This window comes from Anaeromyxobacter diazotrophicus, assembly GCF_013340205.1.
Lineage (GTDB): Bacteria > Myxococcota > Myxococcia > Myxococcales > Anaeromyxobacteraceae > Anaeromyxobacter_A > Anaeromyxobacter_A diazotrophicus.
The window spans coordinates 93,288-107,449 of sequence record NZ_BJTG01000010.1 but is presented as its reverse complement, the minus strand read 5'-3'; the positions used below and the strand labels follow the sequence as shown (position 1 = coordinate 107,449).

General features: G+C 74.5%; 15 protein-coding genes. 5 read left to right on the top strand and 10 right to left on the bottom strand.

Annotation, left to right across the window (positions count from 1 at the left end; genetic code table 11):
- Positions 1-43: 43 nt before the first annotated feature.
- From HWY08_RS19195 to HWY08_RS19175, 5 genes are read right to left on the bottom strand one after another with little or no spacing between them, the layout of a single operon-like run.
- Positions 44-637, bottom strand: a complete 594-nt coding sequence (locus tag HWY08_RS19195) for a 1-acyl-sn-glycerol-3-phosphate acyltransferase (RefSeq protein WP_176068247.1) — start codon at positions 635-637, stop codon at positions 44-46.
- Complete coding sequence (locus HWY08_RS19190) at positions 634-1,791, bottom strand: homogentisate 1,2-dioxygenase (RefSeq protein ID WP_176068245.1); 1,158 nt, start codon at positions 1,789-1,791, stop codon at positions 634-636. Before HWY08_RS19190 ends, HWY08_RS19195 begins: the two co-directional genes overlap by 4 nt.
- A gap of 3 nt (positions 1,792-1,794) precedes the next feature.
- Positions 1,795-2,961 (bottom strand): 4-hydroxyphenylpyruvate dioxygenase family protein, encoded by a 1,167-nt coding sequence (locus HWY08_RS19185; RefSeq protein WP_176068243.1) that lies wholly within the window; start codon positions 2,959-2,961, stop codon positions 1,795-1,797.
- Between the two features lie 2 nt (positions 2,962-2,963).
- A complete protein-coding gene (gene maiA, locus HWY08_RS19180; RefSeq protein ID WP_176068240.1) occupies positions 2,964-3,632 on the bottom strand; it encodes a maleylacetoacetate isomerase in 669 nt (222 codons plus the stop codon).
- Entirely contained in the window at positions 3,629-4,609 is a 981-nt protein-coding gene (locus tag HWY08_RS19175) for a fumarylacetoacetate hydrolase family protein (RefSeq protein WP_176068238.1), read from the bottom strand. Before HWY08_RS19175 ends, maiA begins: the two co-directional genes overlap by 4 nt.
- A 66-nt stretch (positions 4,610-4,675) precedes the next feature.
- Here HWY08_RS19175 and HWY08_RS19170 point away from each other — a divergent pair, with 66 nt between their 5' ends.
- From HWY08_RS19170 to HWY08_RS19160, 3 genes are all read left to right on the top strand, one after another.
- Positions 4,676-5,683 carry a DNA topoisomerase IB gene (locus HWY08_RS19170; RefSeq protein ID WP_176068236.1) on the top strand — a complete coding sequence of 336 codons (1,008 nt, stop codon included), beginning with the start codon at positions 4,676-4,678 and terminating at the stop codon, positions 5,681-5,683.
- Positions 5,684-5,765: 82 nt separating this feature from the next.
- Positions 5,766-6,230, top strand: coding sequence for a universal stress protein (locus tag HWY08_RS19165; RefSeq protein WP_176068234.1), 465 nt, complete (start codon positions 5,766-5,768; stop codon positions 6,228-6,230).
- Between the two features lie 86 nt (positions 6,231-6,316).
- Positions 6,317-6,844, top strand: a complete 528-nt coding sequence (locus HWY08_RS19160) for a hypothetical protein (protein ID WP_176068232.1) — start codon at positions 6,317-6,319, stop codon at positions 6,842-6,844.
- A gap of 1 nt (position 6,845) precedes the next feature.
- Here the strand turns inward: HWY08_RS19160 and HWY08_RS19155 are convergent, their stop codons facing one another.
- Entirely contained in the window at positions 6,846-8,627 is a 1,782-nt protein-coding gene (locus tag HWY08_RS19155; protein WP_176068230.1) for a CxxxxCH/CxxCH domain c-type cytochrome, read from the bottom strand.
- Positions 8,628-8,911: 284 nt separating this feature from the next.
- On the bottom strand, positions 8,912-9,844 hold the full coding sequence (rarD, locus tag HWY08_RS19150; RefSeq protein ID WP_176068229.1) for an EamA family transporter RarD: 933 nt from the start codon (positions 9,842-9,844) through the stop codon (positions 8,912-8,914).
- Positions 9,845-9,907: 63 nt separating this feature from the next.
- On the opposite strand from rarD, the gene HWY08_RS19145 reads away from it, so the two are divergent.
- Both HWY08_RS19145 and HWY08_RS19140 read left to right on the top strand, forming a co-directional pair.
- Positions 9,908-10,093, top strand: coding sequence for a hypothetical protein (locus HWY08_RS19145; protein ID WP_176068227.1), 186 nt, complete (start codon positions 9,908-9,910; stop codon positions 10,091-10,093).
- Between the two features lie 75 nt (positions 10,094-10,168).
- On the top strand, positions 10,169-11,158 hold the full coding sequence (locus tag HWY08_RS19140) for a dihydroorotate dehydrogenase-like protein (RefSeq protein ID WP_176068225.1): 990 nt from the start codon (positions 10,169-10,171) through the stop codon (positions 11,156-11,158).
- 14 nt (positions 11,159-11,172) lie between these two features.
- Here the strand turns inward: HWY08_RS19140 and HWY08_RS19135 are convergent, their stop codons facing one another.
- The 3 genes from HWY08_RS19135 to HWY08_RS19125 form a co-directional block, all read right to left on the bottom strand.
- A complete protein-coding gene (locus tag HWY08_RS19135) occupies positions 11,173-11,403 on the bottom strand; it encodes a hypothetical protein (RefSeq protein WP_176068223.1) in 231 nt (76 codons plus the stop codon).
- Positions 11,404-11,702: 299 nt separating this feature from the next.
- A complete protein-coding gene (locus HWY08_RS19130) occupies positions 11,703-12,305 on the bottom strand; it encodes a 3'-5' exonuclease (RefSeq protein ID WP_176068221.1) in 603 nt (200 codons plus the stop codon).
- A gap of 44 nt (positions 12,306-12,349) precedes the next feature.
- Complete coding sequence (locus HWY08_RS19125) at positions 12,350-14,149, bottom strand: DUF294 nucleotidyltransferase-like domain-containing protein (protein WP_176068219.1); 1,800 nt, start codon at positions 14,147-14,149, stop codon at positions 12,350-12,352.
- Positions 14,150-14,162 lie beyond the last annotated feature (13 nt).

The window sequence follows — 14,162 nt, the reverse complement described above, 5'->3', positions numbered from 1 at the left end:
CGAGGGCCTCTGCGGACCTCGAACGAGCGCGTCCGGTGAGAGGCTAGGGATCGCGGTCGCGGAGCAGGCGGATCTCGCCCGCCTGCTCCGGATGCCTCCCGACCTTCCCCGCGTAGACCGCGCGCACCCGCGCGAGGTCACGCTCCACGTCGCCGGTGAGCGTCAGGTAGGTGCGGAGCCCGACCACCTTGGCCCGGTAGTCGATGAAGGCGAGCCCGACCGGCACGCCCGCCGCGAGCGCGAGGCGGTAGAAGCCCGACTTCCAGTGGTCGGTCCGCGCGCGGGTGCCCTCCGGCGCGAGGGCGAGCCACATGCGCGGGCGCCCGCGGAGCTCGGCCGCGAGCCGCTCGGTGAGCCCGGTGCGCTCGCGCCGGTTCACCGGGATGCCGCCCATGCGCCGGAGGAGGCCCGCGACCGGCCAGCGGAAGAGCGTGTCCTTGCCGATCCAGTGCACCGGGAGCCCCGTCGCGAGCTTCGCCAGGTAGCCCAGGGCGAAGTCCCAGTTCGAGGTGTGCGGGTAGACGACGATGACGCAGCGGGGGACGGGCGGCCAGGCGACGTCCACCGTCCATCCGAACGCGGCCAGGACCCACCGCGCCAGGCGCCCGATCCGCGCCGGCACGAGCGGGCGGCTCATCCGATGAAGCTCTCCTGGTAGCCCTCGTCCTCGACGCCCAGCGCCGCGGGGGTGGCGGCGAGCGGCTGGTAGCAGTCGAGCATCACCGCCAGCTCGTTCGTCGTCCGCGCGCCGATCGAGCCCTCGTAGGCGCCGGGGTGCGGGCCGTGCATCACGCCGGCCGGGTGGTGCGAGATGGAGCCGGGGCCCACGCCGCGGCGGCTGGTGAACTCGCCGCGCACGTAGAACAGGAGCTCGTCCACGTCGACGCTCGCGTGCGGGTAGGGGCAGGGGATGGCCTCCGGGTGGAAGTCGACCACCCGCGGCACGAACGAGCAGACGAGGGCGCCGCGCGCCGCGAAGGTGCCGTGCCAGGTCGGCGGCAGGTGCACCAGCCCCGCCCGCGCCTGGAACTTCAGGATGGGGAAGGCGACCGGGTAGACCGCGCCGTCCCAGCCCACGACGTCGAGCGGGGAGGTCTCGTGGCGCAGGCCGTGGAAGGCGCCGTTCCGCTTCACCACCTGCTCGCGGATCCCCTCGTCCATGGGCCCCTGGAACTCGGGGAGGCGGAAGTCGCGCTCGCAGTAGGGCGCGTCCATGCGGAGCTGGCCCGCCTCGTTCCGCCACTGCCTCGGCAGCCCCACCCCGCCGAGGCACTCGAGGGAGAGCCAGCGCTGCGGGCCGGGATCGGGGAGGAGCCGGTGGAGGAGGCCGCGCGGCACGTAGAGGTAGTCGTCCTGCCCGAAGCGTAGGTCGCCGAGCGGCGTCCGCAGGAGCCCGCCGCCCTCCTGCACGAAGTACAGGTCGTCCCCGTCGCCGTTCGAGAAGTAGACCGGGTCCTCGGCCGCCGGCGCGACGAGCCCCACCACCACGTCGGCGTTGTGGAGGAGCGGCACGCGCGCGTCCACCGGCGCGCCGCCGGGCGCGGGCAGATCCTGGGTGCGGTAGTGGCGCTTGGCGATGGGGCGCGGCGGCGCGGGCGGCGGCACCTTCCAGCCGTGGCGCGCCGGCGCGAGGTGCTGCGCGTGGGGGCGGTGCACGTGGTAGGCGATGGTGTACGGACCGTCGAAGCCGGCGCGGGTGAGGCACTCCTCGTGGCGCAGCCGGCCCTCCGCGTCGCGGAAGGCGAGGTGGTGCTTGGGGGGGACCTCCCCGCGGACGACGCGCTCGATCACGTGCTAGGTCCTGCCCGCCCGCTGCTGCTCGCGCTCGATCGACTCGAAGAGCGCGCGGAAGTTGCCGGCGCCGAAGCCGAGGTCGCCCTTGCGCTGGATGATCTCGAAGAAGAACGGCCCCGCCTCCGGCTCGCCGTAGAGGCCGGCCGCGTCCTTGAGGAAGATCTGCAGGAGGTAGCTGCCCGGCGCGCCGCCGTCGACGAGGATCTGGAGGTCGCGCAGCACCGCCACGTCCTCCTCGACGCGCCCGACGCCGATCCGCGCCAGCCGGTCAGGGAGCAGGTCGTAGTAGCTGCCCGGGGTGGGCATGAACTCCACGCCGCGCGCGCGCATCTCGCGCACCGCCCCCAGGATGTCCTTCACGGTCAGCGCCGCGTGCTGCACGCCGTCGCCGCGCTGCTCCTCGTGGAAGATGTTGATCTGCGAGCTCTTGAAGGCGGGCCGCCACGGCTCGTTGTTGGCGAACTTCACCCCGCTCTTCGGGTCGCGCATCACGATCGAGCGCAGCCCCGAGCCGTGCGCCTGCATCGCCTTCTTCCGCGCCTCGCCGGCGGCGTCGGCGGTGTGGAACGCCACCTCCCAGAACTCCTCGAACCCGAGCACGTGCTCCATCCACAGCAGCGCCGGCTTCATGGTCTCGAAGTTGGAGGTGACGTGGTCGATCTGCCCGAAGCCGAGCCGGTTCTGCCCGCCGCGCGGGGCGGGGGGCGGAGCGAGGCCGGGGTAGACGCCGCGGAAGCCCTCCCGCTGCACGAACCGGAAGGTGGTGTCGCCGAAGGGCGTCGTGATGTTGAAGGTGTGCAGCGCGCCGCCGTCGTCCTCGAAGCGCTCGACGTCGGTGACCGGGGTGCCGCCCCGCTCCTCGAGCAGCCGGAAGGCGCGCTGGATGTCCTCCACCTCGAAGATCAGCGTCCCCACGCCGTCGGGGTGCTTGCGCAGCCAGCGCCAGGCGCGGCCGCCCTCGCCGACGGGCTGCGAGCAGAGCACCCGCACCGCGCCGGCCTCGAAGACCGCCGAGCGCTGCCGCCCCTCCCGCTCCAGCTCCGGGGTGGAGAGGGCGGTCTCGGCGAAGTCGAGCTTCTCGGTGTAGAAGCGGCGGCTCCGCTCGAGGTCGTGCACGTAGTAGTGCAGCCCCTCCAGGCGGACGATGCCGATCGGCTCCGGGGCCATGGCTAGCTCCTCTTCTCCGGCGGGGGGGCGTCGGGCTGCGCTTCGGGCTCGGCCCGGCGGAACGCGTCCAGCTCCCGGCAGGCGGCCTCGACGCGCAGGAGCGTCGGGAAGGCGGAGACGTCCACCCCGAACCGCCGGCAGCCGTAGAGCTGCGGGACGACGTAGACGTCGGCCAGGGTGGGCGAGTCGCCGTGGCAGAAGCGCCCCGCGCCGTCCGCGACCGCGCGCTCCAGGCCGCCCACGAAGAGCGGCAGCCAGTGCGCCGTCCACGCCTGGTCGAGGCGGGGCTCGCGCTCGCGCAGCCAGCGGAGCGGCGCCGCGTTCTGGTAGGGCTGGATCCCGGAGTTGACGTGCTCGGCCAGCGCCCGGACGCGCGCCCGGCCGAAGGCGTCGGGCGGCAGGAGGGGCGGCGCCGGGAAGCGCTCCTCCAGCCACTCCAGGATCGCCATCGACTGGACGAGGTGGCGCGCCGCCCCGCCCTCCTCCACCGTCAGCACCGGCACCTGGCCGAGCGGGCTCACCGCCCGGTGCGCCTCGCCGCGCTGCTCCCCTTCGGCGAGGTTCACCGCGCGGTAGGTGAACGGCAGGGCCTTGAGGTGGAGCCCGATGCGGACCCGCCAGGCGGAGGAGCTGCGCCAGTAGCCGTGGAGCGTGAGGTGCGGTGCGGTCATGTGACCACCTGATCGATGCGGCCGAACACGCTCCGGCCGGAGGCGTCGAGCATCTCGATCGCGACCCGGTCGCCGCGCTTCAGGTAGGGCGTCGCCGGCCGGCCGCCCGGGCCGGCGTCGATGATCTCGAGCATCCGCTGCTCCGCCAGGCAGGAGACGCCGCGCGCGCGGTCGGCGTTCGACACCGTGCCCGAGCCGAGGATCGTGCCCGCCGTGAAGGCGCGCGTGCGCGCCACGTGCTCCAGGAGGTCGTAGAACGAGAAGTGCATCTCGGGGCCGGCGTCGCAGTCGCCGACCAGCCGGCCCTGGCAGGTGACCTGGAGCCGCAGGTGGAGGCGGCCCCCGCGCCAGGCGGCGCCGAGCTCGTCGGGCGTGGCGGCGAAGGGCGAGAAGGCGGTGGCCGGCTTCGACTGGAAGAAGCCGAAGCCCTTCGCCAGCTCGCCCGGGACGAGCTCGCGCAAGGTGACGTCGTTCGCGAGGCAGAGGAGGCGCACGTGGCGCGCGGCGTCGCCGGCGCGCGTGCCCTGCGGCACGTCGCCGAGGATGACGCAGACCTCCCCCTCGAAGTCGAGGCCGTACCGCTCGTCGAGGAGCGGGAGCGGGGCGCGGGGGCCGAGCAGGACGCCCGAGCCGCCCTGGTAGACGAGGGGATCCGTCTCGAGGGTGGCCGGCGGCTCGGCGCCGCGCGCCTTGCGCACCAGCCGGACGTGGTTCAGGAAGGCCGAGCCGTCCACCCACTCGTAGGCGCGCGGCAGCGGGGCGGCGAGGCGCTCCTCGTCCAGCGGCTCCCCCGCCAGCCGGCCGCCGTCGAGGTCCGCGGCGAGCGCGCGGAGCCGCGGCTCGCACCGCTCCCACCCGTCGAGCGCCTCCTGGAGCGAGCGCGCGACGGCGCCCGCCGGCGCGACGGCGCGCCCGTCGGCGCGGACCACCGCCAGCCGCCCGTCGCGCGTGCCGTCCTGCAGGGTGCAGAGGCGCATCCGGTGCTCTTAACCGGCTGGCCGGCACTTGTCCGGCGCCTCCGCGGTGCCCATTCCCATCCCAGGATGACCCAGCTCGAACACCTGCAGCGGCACGGGATCCGCCGGGTCGGCACGCCGCGGAGCGGCTTCCGGTTCGTCGCGCCGGGCGGCAAGCCGGTCCGGAACGGCGCGCGCCGGCGCCTCCACGACCTCAAGCTGCCGCCGGCGTGGTCGGACGTGTACGTGAGCCCCCACCCCGGCAAGAAGCTGCAGGCGGTGGGGCGCGACCGGGCCGGGCGCTGGCAGTACCGCTATCACGCGAGCTACCGGCGCCGGCAGGAGAGCGCGAAGTACCGCCGGCTGGTGCGCTTCGCGGCGGCGCTGCCGGCGCTCCGCGCGGCGGTGGACCGCGACCTCCGCCGGCGGGGGCTGCCGCGCGAGAGGGTGCTCGCGCTGGCCGTCCACCTGCTCGCGACCGCGTTCATGCGCGCCGGCTCGCAGCAGTACGCCCGGAAGAACCGGAGCTACGGCGTCGCGACGCTGAGGACGCGCCACGTCCAGGTCGAGGGCGACACCGTCCGCTTCGACTACCCCGGGAAGTCCGGGAAGCGGCAGGTGCGCGAGGTGAAGGACGCGCGCGTGGCGCGCCTCGTCCGCCAGCTCCTCGCCGCGCCCGGCCGCGAGCTCCTCAAGTTCGTCGCGGACGACGGCACGGTGGTCGACGTTCGCCGGCGCCACATCAACGCGTACCTGCGCGAGCAGATGGGCGGCCCGTTCACCGCCAAGGACTTCCGCACCTGGGCCGGCACGCTCATCTGCGCCTGCGAGCTGGCGCGCGGCGCGGCCTCGGTCGTCCCGGGGCGCACCGACCGGAAGCGGATGGTGGTGGCCGCCGTGAAGGCGACCGCGGCGAAGCTGGGCAACACCCCCGCCGTGTGCCGCTCGTCCTACATCTACCCGGCGGTCCTCCAGGGCTTCTCGCGCGGCGAGGTCCTCGCCGACTCCTTCGGGTCGGTCGAGGAGCTCGCGCACCAGCGGGGCCTCCACGCCGCCGAGAAGGCGCTGCTCGCGCTGCTGGCGCGAGGCTGCTGACGGCCCTGGCCCGGGCGGGGCTTCACCACCGTCCCGCGCCGGCGCCGGGCGGGAGGGCTACACTGTCTGGCAGGAGGCCGACATGGCGTTTCCCTGGATGAAGGTCCTCTGCCCGATCGACTTCTCCGACCCGGCGCGCGCCGCGATGCGCGCGGCGGTCGAGGTGTGCCGGCTCACCGGCGGCGAGCTCACGCTCTTCCACGCCTACGAGCTGCCCGGCTACACGCTGCCGGAGGGTTCGGTGGTGGCGAGCCCGAAGATGCTGCAGGACCTCTCCGACCAGGCCGAGGTGCACCTGGCCGAGTGGAAGAAGCTGGCGGAGGGGATGGGCGCGGCGAAGGTGAGGGTGGAGAAGGGCATCGGCGAGCCGGCGCTCTCGGTGGTCGAGCTGGCGCAGGAGCGCGGCTTCGACCTCATCGTGGTGGGGACGCACGGCCGGACCGGCCTGCGCCACGCGCTCCTCGGATCGGTGGCCGAGCGGGTGGTGCGCCGGGCGGGCTGCCCGGTCCTCACCATCCATCCCGAGGGGTACGCGCGCAGGGCGTGATGCGCTGCGCCGCCGCGAGAAGCGCGTGAGGGCGCGGGCGGGTTCTGGTAGGTTCCGGCGTACCTACCCCCCCCCCGAGGAGCCCGATGTCCCGCTTCCAGGACGTGAACAAGGCGTTCGCCCTCGCCCGCAAGAAGTACGACGGCTACTACTCCCAGTGCGCCTACTTCGCGGGCGCCTTCTCGCGCGCGCTGGTGGACGGCTTCGGCTGGCCGCGCGAGCTCGTCACCTGGGAGCGCCCGGGGGCGGGGCCGGTGGCGCACGTCGAGGACGCGCTGGTGCTCGAGGAGGACAGCTACTGGCACCTCGGCCTCCTGCTGCGGCTCTCGGAGGACACCGGCCCGCAGGACGCGCTCCGCATCGCGGTGCGCTTCAAGCGCGCCGGCGAGCGCTACCTGCTCGAGCTCTTCCCGGGCGTCGAGTTCGACCTGACCGAGCCGACCGCGGTCGCGTTCCAGCCCGCGCTCGACGCGCTGTACGACGAGCTCGCGCTGCACTACGAGCGCGGCCTCGAGCTGTTCCTCGAGAACCGCGCCGGGAAGCTGCGCATCCCCTTCTCGCCCCCCGAGCCGAAGCCGCTGCCCGACAGCGGCACGCCGGAGGGCGAGCGGTAGGTCACCAGGTCTTCGCGTCGGAGTGGCAGCCCACCCCGGACTGCGGCGTGCAGCTCGGCTTGGCCCAGGTGGCGATCTTGGTGCCGCTCCCGCCGACGTCGCGGACGCCGTTCACGTGCAGCGCCTTGTTGACCGCGCTCGCGCTGTACCCGCTGTGGCAGGCGCCGCAGCCGGCGCTCACGTGCTCCCCGACCGACAGGTGGTGCCCCGTGTTCGGGGCGAGGCCGTGGCAGCTGGTGCAGGCCGTGATCGCGCCGTTCCAGGCGGGCTTCGGGAGCGTCCCGCCCGAGCTCGTGCCCGAGCTGCTCGTCACCGCGTGGCAGGCCGTCCCGGAGCAGCTCGCCGCCGTGGTGCCGCTGCGCGGCGTGTAGGTCCCGGCGCGCAGGGCCGCCGGCGTCGCGCCGGTGAAGCCCACGTCGGCGACGCCGTTCGCGTGGCTCGTGGTGTAGGTCGCCACGTTCGCGTGGCAGGTCTGGCAGGCCATGCCGCTCGAGTACGTCCCGCCGAGGAGGTGCTTCTGGTGGGCGCCGACGCGGAGACCGGTGGCGGCCCCGGTCGAGTCGGTCGGCGGCGCGGCGGCGAGCGGCGACGACGGGGAGGCCGTCTGCCCGGCCTGGCCGTGGCAGGAGGTGCAGCTCGCGCCCGTCATCTGGAGCTTGCCGTCGATGTGCTTGCCGCCCGCGACGTTGATGGTGCCGTCGGCGTTCATCGTGTCGGGGTGGCAGCCCGCGCAGACGGTGAGGCCCCCGGCGACGCTCGGGTGGCCCTGCGCGGTCGAGGGCGGCAGGGCGTGGCAGGTGCCGCAGGCGGCCTGCGTGCCGTCCACCCGGGTCCACACCGGCGTCTGCAGCGTGCCGCCGGCGTTGAGCGTCGCGCCGTGGCAGTAGACGCCCGAGCAGGTGGCGGTGGCCGGCGCGAAGGTCGGGGCCGCGTTGCCGGTGGTGGCGAGGGCGCCGAAGGTGACGTTGACGGTGCCGGTCGGGTGGCCGGTGGTCGAGGCCGGCACCACGTGGCAGTCGCCGCAGCCGAGCGGGCCGCGGAGCGCGCCGCCCGTGAGGTGGCGCTGGTGCGCGCCCACGGCCAGGGTGGTGGTGGCGGTCTCGCCGTGCGTGCCGGTCGGCGGCGCGGCGTTCGCGCTGCCGCCGTGGCAGGAGGTGCAGGCCGCGCCGTTCACCTCGACCTGCCCGTCGAGGTGGGTGGCGAGGTTGACGGAGGTCTGGGTGTAGCCCGCGTGGCAGTTGCCGCAGGTGGTGAGCTGGACGTGCGGCGCGGGCGGCGGCACCCCGTGGCAGGTGCCGCAGGCGGCCTGGGTCCCGTCCACCTGCGTCCAGCGCGGCGCGGTGTTCGCGCCGCCGGTGAGCGTCGCGCCGTGGCAGTAGGTGGTGCAGGTGGCGCTCGTCCGATCCCAGCTGGCGGCGGCGCCGAGCGAGGTCGCCAGCGGCCCGAAGGCGACCGCGGCGTGCTCCTTGCCCTGGTGGCCGGGCTCGTTCACGGTCGCCGGCACCACGTGGCACTCGCCGCAGGCCACCGGCTCCGCCAGCGCGCCGCCCGCGAGGTGCGCCTGGTGGGCGCCCACGCCGAGCTGCGCGGGGTCGGTGAGGCCGGCCACGGAGCGCGGCGGGGCGGCGTTCCCCTGCGCGGCGTCGCCGTGGCAGCGCGTGCAGTCGGCGAGGGCCGAGGTGGAGGCGGCCGCGGTCCCCGGGCGCGGCGCGCTGCAACCGGCGAGCGCGAGCGTGGTGGCGGCGGCGGCAACGGTCAGCGCGGCGGCGGGTCGGCGGAACATGGGCGTCTCCCTCTCCGCCGCGCGAGGCTCCGCGGGGCGGCTCGTCGAAGGCCGGCAAAAGGCTGTCACCGAGGCAAGGGACGTGCCCGATGAGGTGCGACCTAGACGCGCATCCGGATTCCGCGATGTTGCAAACCCCGAGGAAACATGCGGACATCGACGCACACGCAGCGTTTGCGCGGGTTGACGATAAGCAGTCGTTGGCCGCAGAGTTGTCGCGTGTTCAGGTGATGCGTTCGGGCGAGGGCGACTGGACCCGCCGCGGTGCCCCGCCCCGACCGGCCTCAGTCGAGCGCCGGCTCCGGCTCCTCCCGCGGCGGCCGCTTCCCCCGCAGCGCCTCGTACGTGTAGAGCGCGAGCGAGACCCAGATGCAGCCGAAGGCGAGGGCGTGCGCCGCCGTGAACGGCTCGCGGTAGAGCGCCACCGCGAGCAGGAACTGGCTCGTCGGCGTGATGTACTGGATGAGCCCCATGGTGGAGAGGCGCAGCGCCTTCATCCCGATCGCGAACCAGATGAGCGGCACGGCCGTCACGACGCCCGCCGCGGCGAGGAGGCACGTCACCGCCGCGCCGCCCGTCCCGAACGCGCCGGCGCCGCGCCCCGCCAGCGCGAGGAGGTAGGCGAGCGCGAGCGGCGCGAGGAGCGCGGTCTCGACGAGGAGGCCGACGACCGCGTCGATGCGCGCCTTCTTCCGGACGAGGCCGTAGAGGCCGAAGGTGGCGGCGAGCGCGAGGGAGAGCCACGGGAACGCGCCCAGGCGGAGCGCCAGCGCCAGCACGCCCACCGCCGCGAGCGCCACCGCCGCGCCCTGGCGCCGGGTGAGGTGCTCGCGCAGGAAGATCACCCCGAGCAGCACGTTGACGAGCGGGTTCACGAAGTAGCCGAGGCTCGCCTCGAGCACGTGGCCGGTGTTCACCGCCCAGATGTAGATGAGCCAGTTGGCGGAGATGAGCGTGGTCGAGGCGAGGTAGATGGGCAGCCGCCCGCCCGCGAAGACGGTGCCGAGCTCGCGCCAGCGCCGCTGCCACGTGACGAGGCCGGCGAGGAGCACCATCGACCACACCACCCGGTGCGAGAGGATCTCGAGCGGCGGCACGCTCCGGATGGACTTGAAGTAGAGCGGGAAGAGGCCCCAGGCGACGTACGCCGCCAGCGCCGCCGCGAAGCCGCGCCGCGCGCGGTGCGAGGGATCGGGCGGTGGGGTGGGCGAGGGCATGGACCGCTTCTAGCGTGGCCGCCCGGCTGCTGTCCCGGTAGATTCGCGGCGCGAGGAGGAGCCATGGCGGAGCGCCGAGGGGGAGTGGTGCCGGGCAGCGACGCGCTGAAGAGCGCGCTGCGGTGGCTGTCGGAGCAGCGGACGGCCGACCCGGCCGCGTCGCGCCTCAAGCTCATCGACGAGGCGGCGCTGCGCTTCGACCTGGCGCCGAACGACGTCGAGTTCCTGGCGATGAACTGGAAGGAGTGACCGGGACCTCGGCCCGTTGGGGTCGCGCCCGCGCGCGGCCTTCCCAAGCTCCGGAGGGAGGCCGAGGATCCGGGCATGGCCGACCTCACCACCTCGTACCTGGGCCTGTCCCTGCCGAGCCCGCTCCTCCTCGCGAGCTCCTCCCTCTCGAACCGCGTCGAGAACTTCCAGCTGGCGGAGGAGAGCGGCGCCGGCGCGGTCGTGCTGCGCTCGCTCTTCGAGGAGCAGCTCGAGGCGGCCGAGTCCGCGCTGCAGGAGGCGCTGTCGCTGGGCGAGGGGCTCGGGGCCGAGTCCACCCGCAGCTTCTTCCCGTCGCAGCGGATCGGGCCGGTCGAGTACCTGCAGCTCGTGTCCCGCGCCAAGCGCGCGGTGCGCATCCCCGTCATCGGGAGCGTGAACTGCGTCGCCGCCGGGAGCTGGAGCGCCTACGCGCGGCAGGTCGTCGAGGCCGGCGCGGACGCCCTGGAGGTGAACCTCTACGCGGTGCAGGCCGATCCGGAGCTCTCCGCCGGAGAGGTCGAGGCGCGCTACGAGGAGGTGGTCGCGTCGATCGTGCAGACGGTGCGGGTGCCGGTCTCGGTGAAGCTGTCGCCCTACTTCACCTCGCTCGCCCACTTCGTGCGCCGGCTCGACCGCGCCGGCGCGAAGGGCTACGTCCTCTTCAACCGCTTCCTGCAGCCGGACATCTCGCTGGAGCGGATGAGCCTGCAGAACGTGATGCCCCCCAGCGAGCCGCACGAGATGCTGCCGTCCTTGCGCTGGATCGCGCTCCTCTACGGCCGGACCCCGGCCGACCTGGCGGCCTCCACCGGGGTCCACGACGCGGGCGCGGTGGTGAAGCAGCTCCTCGCCGGGGCGGCGGTGGTGCAGCTCGCCTCGGCCCTGATGAAGCACGGCATCCCGTACCTGGCGACGCTCCGCGAGGGCCTCGAGGACTGGATGGACCGGCGCGGCTTCTCCGACCTGTCCGACTTCCGCGGGACGCTCTCGCAGCGCGTCATCCGGGACCCGGGCGCCTTCGAGCGCGCCCAGTACGTGCACCTCATCCTGTCGCAGAACGGCTAGGCGGCGCGCCCGCGCTAGGGCCGCTTCGGGATCTGCGACTCGGAGCGCTCGCGCGCGGCGCGCTCGTCGTCGCCGTGCACCTCGCCCGCCGCGCGGTCGTCCTGATCGCCGGTCCAGCTCGTGTGCGCGCCCGAGAACCCCTCGAGCGGCCGCTGGCCGATCGTCCGCTCGGTCTCGAGATCCTTCTGCTCCTGCTCGCGGCGGAGCTCCAGCTCGCGCCGGCGCTGCTTCTCGTTCGAGTCCATGCCCGAACCTGGGGCGCCGGCCGGGCCGGCACAAGGCCGGACGGGCCGCGCGGAGGGCAACGGCCGAGTCGGGCGCGCGGCCTCTTGCCGCAGCGGCCCACCGGGGCGCACCCGGACCCCGGTCGACGGGGCCGCGCCGGAGGGCTGAAATGAGCGTGGGGGTCGTGCGTAGGACTGCCTGAACGGAATGGGAGGCACACCATGACGAAGGCGCTCGCGATCATCATCCTGACCTTCGCGCTCGAGGCGGGGTTCCTCCTCCAGATCGCGGTCCCGGCGTAGCGGCGGCCGCGCGGCCCTCAGCGCAGGTCGCGCAGCGTCCGCGCGCCGAGCTCCCTGCGCAGCACGAGGAAGAGCTCGGCGGTGGCGATGGCGTCGGTGAGGGCGTCGTGGGCGCCGTAGGCGGGCAGGCCGTAGCGCGCCCGGGCCGCCCACAGGTTGAGGTCGGGCTCGTGCTCCTGCGCGGCGGGGTCGATGAAGCGGGCCTTCCGGGCGGCCTTCACGATGAGATCCACCGTGTCCACCACCGCCGGCGAGGGCCAGCGGAGGCCCGTCTCGCGGTGCGCGCGGCGCAGGAAGCGCACGTCGATGGCCGCCTGGTGGACGAGCAGCACCCCGTCGCCGAGCCGCCGGTCGATCTCGCCCAGCACCTCCTCGAGCGGCGGCGCCTCGCGCACCTCGCCCGGCACGAGCTGGTGGGCCGTCACCGAGGCCGCGGAGATGGCGCGCGCGCCGTCCGCCCGCACCAGGCTCTGGTAGCTCTCCCCGAGCCGCACCGTGCCCTCGCGCAGCGGCACCATCCCCACCGCCACGATGGGGTCGCGCCGCGGGTCGAGCCCGCCGGTCTCGAGGTCGAGCGCCCAGTAGACGACCTCGTCCCAGGGTGGAGAGGGCCAGAGCATGCGTCAGCGAGCGACCCCGCTCCACGCTCCCCGCGCGCGGCTCATCAGAACAAATCCGTCTTGAAGTGGTAGGCGGCGGTGTCCTGCCAGTCGCGGATCGCCCGCAGCGAGTCCTTGAGTCGGCTGCGCTCGATCGACGACAGCGCCGAGAGGGAGACGCGGTTCACCGGCGGCTTCCCCTCGGCCAGCATCCGCGCCTGCTCGCGCAGCCGGAGCCCCAGGAGGAACCGGTAGGCCTCGCGCAGCGTCGCGCGCACGTCCTCGCCGATGAGCCCGGCCGCCACCACCGCGTCGAGACGCGCCAGCGTGTTGCGCGCCGTCGAGCCCACCTCGAGCGCGTACGGCCGCGCCAGGAAGACGATGGGCGAGATGCCGTGCAGCTTGAGGTCCACCTCCTCGCCGCGCAGGCGCATGAGCAGGGAGGGCGGGGGCCGGAACTCGAGCGCCGCCTTGGCCATGCAGGCCAGGAAGACACGCGCCTTGCTCGCCCGCGCCAGCACCGCCTCGAGCGGCCCGAGATCGAGCGCGCCGTGCACCTTGCGGAAGTCGAAGAAGATCGCGGCCTGCAGGAGCGCCTGCGGCTTCGGGTCGTCGATCCAGCCCCGGAAGCGCGCCTCCCACTCCGGCAGGGGCGCGTGGTGCTCCCGCGCCATGTAGCCGCCGGGGCAGCGCGGGAAGCCGGCCGCCTCGAGGTCGGTGTTGGCGCGCTCCGCCAGCGCGGCGAAGTACGGCTCGCAGCTCGCGTCGCCGCCGTGGACGAGCGCGTTGTCCTGGTCGGTGAGGAGCGTCTGCTCCATCCGCCCCTCGGAGCCGAACGCGATCCAGGCGTACGGCGCGGGCGGCGGGCCGAGCTCCGCCTCGGCCCAGCGCAGGATGCGGGTGAGCAGCGCGTCGTTGAGCCGCGCCACGAACCCCGCGATGACGGTCGCGTCGAGGCCGCCGGCGAGGAGCGACGAGGCCATCTCGCTCACGCGCCCGCCGTAGCCGGGGAGCGCCTCGCGCGAGCCGAGCCGCTCCACCGAGCGCAGCACCGCCGGCGGTCCCTGCGCCGCCGAGCGGAGGAGGTCGCTCGAGGTGAGCACGCCCAGGATCTCGCCGCCGCGCGCGATGGGCAGGTGGTGCACCCCGGTGTCGAGCAGGATCTGCCACGCCTCGTAGACGGCGGTCTTCTCGGGGACGGTGCGGAGCGGCGCCGAGTAGACCCGCGTCACCGGCGTGTCGGGCCCGAGCCCCTCGGCCAGCACCTTGTTGCGGAAGTCGCGGTCGGTGACGATCCCCGGCGGCGCCGTCTCCACCAGGACCGAGGTGACGTGGTGCTCGCGCATGACGCGCGCCGCCTCGCCCACCGTGGCGCCGGCGCCCACCCGCACCGGCGGCCGGCGCACCAGCGTCTCGACCGCCGCGCCCAGGTCGGCCGAGGCGGTCACCACCTGCGCCCGCTCCAGGCTGTGCTTGAGCCGCTCGGCCAGCCCGCTCGCGAAGTGGCTCGCGAAGCGCGCGTCGGTCAGGAGCTCGTGGAACACGGCGCCGGGGAGGCGGTACGCCAGCAGGTCCTCCTCCACCTGTACGTCGAGCGTCGCCTTGCCGGTGATGAGGGAGGTGTAGCCGAAGATCTCCCCCTCCTCGAGCAGCTGCAACATCTGCCCGTCGCGCTCGATGCGGACCGCGCCCTTGCGGATGACGTAGAGGTGGGCGAGCGGGACGGTGCCGCTCGCCGCGAGGCGCGCCCCCGCCGGGAAGTAGGCGATCTCGAGCGAGCCGGCGGCGCGCTCGAAGAGCGGCGCCGGCAGATCGCCGAAGGGGCGGGTCGCCCGCAGGAAGGCGATCGGGTCGAGCGCGGCCATGGTGGCCGGGGGA

Excerpts from the sequence above, each read along its gene's own strand:
- HWY08_RS19195 (WP_176068247.1), bottom strand. The coding sequence starts at position 637 with ATGAGCCGCCCGCTCGTGCCGGCGCGGATCGGGCGCCTGGCGCGGTGG.
- HWY08_RS19185 (WP_176068243.1), bottom strand. The coding sequence starts at position 2,961 with ATGGCCCCGGAGCCGATCGGCATCGTCCGCCTGGAGGGGCTGCACTAC.
- maiA (WP_176068240.1), bottom strand. The coding sequence starts at position 3,632 with ATGACCGCACCGCACCTCACGCTCCACGGCTACTGGCGCAGCTCCTCC.
- HWY08_RS19175 (WP_176068238.1), bottom strand. The coding sequence starts at position 4,609 with ATGCGCCTCTGCACCCTGCAGGACGGCACGCGCGACGGGCGGCTGGCG.
- HWY08_RS19170 (WP_176068236.1), top strand. The coding sequence starts at position 4,676 with ATGACCCAGCTCGAACACCTGCAGCGGCACGGGATCCGCCGGGTCGGC.
- HWY08_RS19165 (WP_176068234.1), top strand. The coding sequence starts at position 5,766 with ATGGCGTTTCCCTGGATGAAGGTCCTCTGCCCGATCGACTTCTCCGAC.
- HWY08_RS19160 (WP_176068232.1), top strand. The coding sequence starts at position 6,317 with ATGTCCCGCTTCCAGGACGTGAACAAGGCGTTCGCCCTCGCCCGCAAG.
- HWY08_RS19155 (WP_176068230.1), bottom strand. The coding sequence starts at position 8,627 with ATGTTCCGCCGACCCGCCGCCGCGCTGACCGTTGCCGCCGCCGCCACC.
- rarD (WP_176068229.1), bottom strand. The coding sequence starts at position 9,844 with ATGCCCTCGCCCACCCCACCGCCCGATCCCTCGCACCGCGCGCGGCGC.
- HWY08_RS19145 (WP_176068227.1), top strand. The coding sequence starts at position 9,908 with ATGGCGGAGCGCCGAGGGGGAGTGGTGCCGGGCAGCGACGCGCTGAAG.
- HWY08_RS19140 (WP_176068225.1), top strand. The coding sequence starts at position 10,169 with ATGGCCGACCTCACCACCTCGTACCTGGGCCTGTCCCTGCCGAGCCCG.
- HWY08_RS19135 (WP_176068223.1), bottom strand. The coding sequence starts at position 11,403 with ATGGACTCGAACGAGAAGCAGCGCCGGCGCGAGCTGGAGCTCCGCCGC.
- HWY08_RS19130 (WP_176068221.1), bottom strand. The coding sequence starts at position 12,305 with ATGCTCTGGCCCTCTCCACCCTGGGACGAGGTCGTCTACTGGGCGCTC.
- HWY08_RS19125 (WP_176068219.1), bottom strand. The coding sequence starts at position 14,149 with ATGGCCGCGCTCGACCCGATCGCCTTCCTGCGGGCGACCCGCCCCTTC.